5 protein-coding genes are annotated in these 6,919 nt (G+C 32.8%); 4 read left to right on the top strand and 1 reads right to left on the bottom strand.

What is annotated here, in order from left to right; genetic code table 11:
* The 4 genes from J6V67_RS01995 to J6V67_RS01980 form a co-directional block, all read left to right on the top strand.
* The coding region (locus J6V67_RS01995) for a 1-deoxy-D-xylulose-5-phosphate reductoisomerase (protein WP_291857785.1) at positions 1-1,009 on the top strand (1,009 nt) is incomplete at its 5' end.
* Between the two features lie 60 nt (positions 1,010-1,069).
* Positions 1,070-2,362, top strand: coding sequence for a M99 family carboxypeptidase catalytic domain-containing protein (locus tag J6V67_RS01990; protein ID WP_291857783.1), 1,293 nt, complete (start codon positions 1,070-1,072; stop codon positions 2,360-2,362).
* Positions 2,359-3,363, top strand: coding sequence for a tRNA (adenosine(37)-N6)-threonylcarbamoyltransferase complex transferase subunit TsaD (gene tsaD / locus J6V67_RS01985; protein WP_291857781.1), 1,005 nt, complete (start codon positions 2,359-2,361; stop codon positions 3,361-3,363). The genes J6V67_RS01990 and tsaD overlap by 4 nt, the downstream gene beginning before the upstream one ends.
* A 12-nt stretch (positions 3,364-3,375) precedes the next feature.
* A complete protein-coding gene (locus J6V67_RS01980; protein ID WP_291857779.1) occupies positions 3,376-5,751 on the top strand; it encodes a hypothetical protein in 2,376 nt (791 codons plus the stop codon).
* On the opposite strand, the gene miaA is transcribed toward J6V67_RS01980, so the two are convergent.
* Complete coding sequence (gene miaA, locus J6V67_RS01975) at positions 5,734-6,621, bottom strand: tRNA (adenosine(37)-N6)-dimethylallyltransferase MiaA (RefSeq protein ID WP_291857777.1); 888 nt, start codon at positions 6,619-6,621, stop codon at positions 5,734-5,736. The genes J6V67_RS01980 and miaA overlap by 18 nt on opposite strands.
* Between the last annotated feature and the right edge of the window lie 298 nt (positions 6,622-6,919).

Below are 6,919 nucleotides of genomic sequence, written 5' to 3'. Positions count from 1 at the left end.
TGCATGTAAAAGTAGCGTTAAAGTGTTAAACTCACAAATTGCTGAGTTTGCCCCAAAGCTTGTATATATAGATGATGATAGCCTAAAAGCACAAGTAGATCATAAATTTGTCTTTAGTAAAAAAGATGGTATAGAAAACTTTTTAATAGCATGTGATGAAAGTAGCCATGGAGATAGGCTAATTAATGCATTTGTAGGGTTTGATGGTCTTTTGCCTAGTGTTATTGCGCTTAGATTAGGATTTGATTTAGCATTAGCTAATAAGGAGAGCCTAGTAGCTGGTGGACAGCTTTTGGATTGTTCAAAGATTACGCCAATTGATAGTGAGCATTTTGGGCTTAAATTTTTGCTTAAGGAACAAGTGCAAATTAACAGGTTGATTATCACTGCTAGTGGTGGGGCCTTTTATGGGCGTGATATTAGCTCTTTAGCCAAAGCAAGTGTAGAGGATGCGCTCAAACATCCTAATTGGAGTATGGGTGCTAAAATTACCATAGATAGTGCTACGATGGTAAATAAGTTATTTGAGATTATTGAGGCATTTTGGCTATATAGATGTCAAAATATAGAAGCCTATATAGAACGTAGATCTTTAATTCATGCGTTGATCGAATTTAGTGATGGTTCAACAACTGCTCACATTTCAAATCCAGATATGAAACTAGCTATTGCCCATGCTATAGGGCTTGGCGGTAAAAGAGTAATTGAAAATTTAGATATAACTAAGTTGCAAAATATAAGCCTAGAACCAATTGATTTAGAGCGCTATAAAGCCTTTAGTCTAAAAGATGAACTATTGCAAAATCCACAAATTGGCGCCATAATTAATGCTGCAAATGATGAGATTGTGGCTGGATTTTTAGGTAAAAGAGTTCAATTTAGCGCTATTAGTGATGCGATTTTTGATGCGTTGGATAAATTTGGAAGTGATAAAATTGATAGCCTTGAATCAGTAATTGATATTAATCAAAAAGTAAGAGAGTATATAAAAAGTAGATATATAGCCTAAATTTTACCGATTCTTAACAAAAAATTATTAAAATACATTAAAACTTAAAAAGGAAAAGTATTGCGTAAGATTATTGCATTTGTAGCGATTTTTATATTTATTAGCCACGCTTATGGCGAATTTTCTGTGATTAAACTTGGCAACGATGATAATAATACTGTGCTAGTTACTGGAGGGATTCAAGGAGATGAGCCAGGTGGTTTTATGTCTGCGAATTTGCTAGCTCGTGGCTATGAGATTACATCTGGATCGCTATATGTAGCGCCAAATTTAAATATGCCAAGTATTATTAAAAAATCTCGTGGTGTAAATGGCGATATGAATCGTAAATTTGATACACTCTCAGAGAAAGACCCAGAAAAAGATGTTGTAGAAAAAATCAAAGCATTAGTTTTGCAACCAAATGTTACGATGCTTGTAAATTTACATGATGGAAGCGGTTTTTATCGTCCAAAATATATAAATAAAATGATGAATCCAAATCGCTGGGGAAATATTGCTATTATTGACCAAGCAACTCTGCCAAATGCTATATATGGTGATTTAGAAGCTACTGCAAATAAGGTAGTAAAAGAGTTAAATAAGCACCTTTTAGATCCAAAGCATAAATACCATTTACGCAACACGCACACAGCCAAAGGCGATAAAGAGATGTTAAAGAGCCTTTCATATTTTGCGATAAAAAATGGCAAAGCAGCATATGCCAATGAAGCGAGTAAAACCTTGCCGGTGCATGAGAGAGTTTATTATCACTTAATTGCAGTAGAAGAATATTTAAAGCTAGCTGGGATCGAATTTAAGCGTAAATTTGAGCTAACACCGCAAGGCGTTAAAAAGGCGCTTGATGAGGATCTATCTGTTTTAGTGTGCGGAAAGTTTATGTTTTATTCGCCAAAATCTCGCTTAGGTTATATTCCGCTTTCAAATGATGGCGAGCTAGAGTTTGATTGTGATAATGCTTTGGTTGCTCTTACTAAAAATAAAGATGGATATAATATCCATTATGGCAATAAGATTGTAACAAGATTTACGCCGCAGTTTTTTGAGTATTCAAATTTGATTAATGAGATTGAAATTCGCATAGATGAAGCAGAGCCTGAATTTGTAATTTTAGGACAAAAAATCAGTGCTAAAAATAGCTTTGAGATAATCAAAAGAGATGGGGTGAGAACCAATATAATAGGCTATGGCACAACGCCAGTAGATGAAAGCGGTATAAAAATTAGTAAAGATATGATAAAATCACGCTTTTCTATGGATAAAGATGAGTCAATTTATAGGGTTGAATTTTATGAAGAGACAGACTCAAAAGATAAATTTATTGGTATGATTTTAGTGGAGTTTGTAAAGTGATTTTAGGGATTGAGAGTAGTTGTGATGATAGTTCAGTAGCACTTTTGGGTTTAGATTTAGAGCTAAAATATCATAAAAAAATTAGCCAAGAATTAGAACATAGCAAATATGGCGGCGTTGTGCCTGAGCTAGCTGCAAGACTTCATACTGCAGCATTACCAAATTTGATTAAAGAGATTCAGCCATATTTTAAGGATATTAAAGCAATTGCAGTAACAAATCAACCTGGCCTTAGTGTAAGTCTTGTTGGTGGAGTAAGTGTAGCAAAAGCACTCGCTATTGGATTAAATTTACCATTAATTGAGGTAAATCACCTAGTAGGACATATCTTTTCGCTATTTTTAGAAGAATCTGAGCAGCTGCCTCTTGGTGTTTTATTAGTTAGTGGTGGTCATACTATGATTTTATATGTTGATGAAAATGGAGATATTACCACACTAGCCTCTACCGGGGATGATAGCTTTGGCGAGAGCTTTGATAAGGTTGCTAAAATGATGGGGCTAGGTTATCCTGGCGGGGTGGCAATTGAGAATTTAGCTAAACAATCAAATAGCCATAGATATAAATTTACTATTCCATTAAAGGGTGATAAAAGGTTAGAATATAGCTTTTCAGGGCTTAAAAATCAAGTTAGATTAGAAATAGAAAAGAGTGTAGCAAATAAGAGTCAAGATATTGATTTTGCCGATATCGCAGCTGGATTTGAAAGGGCTGCGTGTGAACATATTATAGATAAGCTTAATAGGATTTGTATAGAATATAAATTTAAAAATCTAGGTGTAGTAGGCGGAGCAAGCGCAAATATGTATCTACGCAGCATGCTTTTTAAGTTGTGTGATAAATTTGATATCAATTTGCTAGTAGCACCAATGGAATTTTGTAGTGATAATGCTGCTATGATAGCAAGAGCTGGATTGGCAAAATTTAAAAAAAATAAATTTACTCAATCAAAAGAGCTAAAAATTAACCCTCGTTCAAGCTTAAGCTCAATTTACTTGTGATATAATAAACGTATGAGATATGTAATTTTTTTCCTATTTTTTTGTGTTGGTTTGCATGCTTTTACGTTAAGTATCAATGCTGGTAAGCATCATGGTGATTCATACTATATAATCCATCTTCAAGATGATAAGGAGATAATTTGCGAAGAACGCAATAATGAAGAGAATAAAGTATATAGTTGTAAGGTTTTTGCTAAATTTGAAAAGAATTTAAAAAATCAAGATCTACCATTTGCTAGAATTAGCTTCCATCCTGTAAGCGATGGATTTACAGTGGTTATTCAGCCCAAAATGGTCTCTAGAATCTTTAATGCAAATAATAAACTATTTAATTCGCATAACGCTAAAGCTGATAAAAGTAGCCATTCAAAACATTTTACTATTAATATAAATAAACACCTTGATGAATTAGATACTAGCTATATTGATGGGATAAATTTTCCTATAAAATATCCAAATTTAATACATCCAAGCGTAGGTGCTTTAGATTTAAATAAAGAACCAATTACATATAACGAAAATGGCGATATGGGTATATATCTCTCGATTAAAAAGAGCTATGAGCGTAAAGGTTACAGAGAGGTTATTCACGAAAGTCAAAAAGCGATGAATATGCACCCAGATAGTATATTCTTAGGAGAGTTTTTGCTATATCAAATTCGTGCTATGGATAAGCTAGTAATCCAAGAAGCAGAGTACCAATCTACTCAAAAAATTAATCAAACTATTATAGATTCAGCCAAATTATGGATGAGATTTAATGGTTCTGATAGAAATTATCCTGAAGTTTTATACATCAATATGATGGCGCATTTAAGTAGCGATTTGCGTGAAGATGCAGAGTATATATTAGATATGTTAATGACTGAACATAGCGAAGATCAATGGACCAAGCGAGCAATTATGGGTTATGCTGATTATTTAGTAACTCAAGGCAAGTTAGGCGATGGAATGAGATTTTATGAAGATGTTTTATATAGCTCAAATGATCCAGATATTGCTAGCGAGGCCTCGCTAAAGCTAGTTAAAATTTATCTTTCGCAGCAAAGATTTACTGAAGCAGCGCATTATATCGATAGAGTTGTTACGGCAAATTCAAAATATATTTTAGATAATAAAGATTATAGTATAGAGGTTGCTGATGAATTACGTGCTAATGGTCTATTTGATACAGCCTCTAAGCTTTATAGAGTGATATTTGAAGATTCAACTTTACATGATGGACATTATGAAATTAGCCTTCGTCGCTTAGGCACTACATTAGTTCGTGGAAGCGATCCTGTGAGCGCTCATGAATATTTAAAAAGATATAAAAAAGAGTATCCTGATAATGAATTTACTAGTGAAATAGATAAGGCTATAGATGCGTTATTTTTTGATTTGCCAAATACAAGCAGCGAAGAAAAACACGCTCACTATGCTGATTTACTAGAGCGTTATCCTGGACAAGAGCTAGCTAAAATGGCTCTTAAGGCTGAAGTTGATTTAAGCTTTAAAGAGAAAAAATATGGCGATATCTTAAAATTGCGTAGTCTTATAGCTGATTTAAATGAGAGCAAGGTTGCTGATATAATGAATGCTGCAGCGTTAAATTTAGCCAATAACCGCAATCAAAACTCAGATTGTATAGATCTTATAGCTTTAATAGATGAATATGGATTAGAAGATAAAATTTCTGATAAATTAAAATTATTTAACTGCTATGATAGAATGAGGCGCTATACTCAAGCATATAATTTAGCCGAACAACATCTTAATGAGCCAAATTTAAATAATCGTGTTGTTTGGTTAAATAATTTTACTAAAATAAATTATAAAATTACTCGTTATACTAATGCTATCGATACTAGTTTTAAGGCTGTTGAGCTAGCTAGCAAGGTGCCATATAGTGATCCAAGTGAGGCGATTATATATAGATTTTATTCGCTTTTAAAGCTTAATAGATTTGATGAGGCTACATCTGCGCTTAAAACCTTAGATGGGAAAAGAGGTATTGATTTGATGCTCATTGAAGCTTATGATACTGCTATGCATTATGCTAATCAACAAGGAAATCAAATCGCAGTAGATTATGCTATAAAAGTGTTAAATTTACAAAAAAAGCTAAATATCAATACATTTAGCCCAGAAGCAAATTTTATATATATAGATAGTTTAGTTGCAAAATCAAAACTTCAAGAGGCAAAAAATGAGCTTGAAGAGCTTTTTGTGCTAAATTTAAAACCGCATAACCGTGCTAGGGCCTTGCATAAAATAGCTCAAATTGAAATCTCGCAAAATAATCTAAAAGAGGCAGCTAAATATATAAATGAGTGTTTAGATATTGCAGGTGATAGCCAGTGGCGTGGGCTTTGTGCTGAGCAAAAGTTATTAGTTGATGGAATTTAGCGATTTGATTTGAGTTAAAATCACACTTAAATCTAGATTTTTTCCATCAAGTTTTATACTATCAAAGCCTTTATTAAATGTTCTTTGACGTTTGGCTAGCTGAGTAGTGTGAATAATTATTAGATTTTCTAGTTCATTTAGATTAATCTTGCCATTTAAATACTCTTTACACTCTTTTAAACCAATGGAATTAAGCGGTTTTAAAGAGTTATTATAGCGTTTAAATAGATACTCAGCCTCATCTATTAGGCCATTTTGTAGCATATTTTTGGTGCGGATTTTTATGCGTTCTATTAGTTCTATTTTATCCCAAACTAATTCAAAAATTGGTAAGTTTTTAATCACTGGTTGACTTGTGTTATCTCGTAGCCATTGCGATGGAATGGCGCTAGTTTGGGCGTAAATTTGATACCATTTGTGTAGGCGAAATTTATCATTTTTGCTAAATTTAGAGCAAAATTCGCTATCAATTTTTACTGCTAAATTCCAAATTTCATCATCGCTGATATCTATTTTGATTGGCTTTGTTTTAGGCGCTAGGCCACTTAGCATAGCTTTTAGATAAAACCCACTTCCACCAGTAATTATTAATGGGATATTTAGATTTTTTGCGTATGCTAAAGCCCGCTTATATTCAGCGATAAAATCCCCTACGCAAAACTCATCATCAGGACTAGCTATATCAATTCCAAAATGCTTAACAAGGGCTAATTCATCGCTACTTGGCTTAGCGCTAGCGATATTAATTTCTTTATATAGGCATAATGAATCAAGACTCAAAATCACTCCATCAAGCTCTCTTGCAACCTTAATAGCTAAGTCGCTTTTTCCGCTTGCAGTAGTGCCAATAATTGCAAATTCATAAAACATTTTACACTCTTTATTTTTGTATATTTTATCTAAACCATCACCTTAAATTGCTTAAAATAGCTATTTATCAATCAAAATTTAGATAAATTTTGCTAAAATCAAAGAATAAAATCAAGGATAATTTTATATGGGTTTAAGTATTGGAGTATTTGGAAATATTGGTAAAATTGGCGATGAAATGGTGTGTTTGCCAGCATATTATGTTTTAAAATGTCTATATCCAAATTCTCATTTAACATTAATTTCAAATGGTAATAATGCTAAGAATTTATTTACAAAGTTAGAATTTATAGATAAT

The sequence above is a fragment of the Campylobacter sp. genome, from assembly GCF_017646085.1.
GTDB lineage: Bacteria > Campylobacterota > Campylobacteria > Campylobacterales > Campylobacteraceae > Campylobacter.
Note: the sequence above shows the minus strand (reverse complement) of the source record. Positions and strands in the feature narration are given on the sequence as shown.

Coding starts and splice junctions, on each gene's coding strand:
- J6V67_RS01980 (WP_291857779.1), top strand. CDS start 3,376: ATGAGATATGTAATTTTTTTCCTATTTTTTTGTGTTGGTTTGCATGCT.
- miaA (WP_291857777.1), bottom strand. CDS start 6,621: ATGTTTTATGAATTTGCAATTATTGGCACTACTGCAAGCGGAAAAAGC.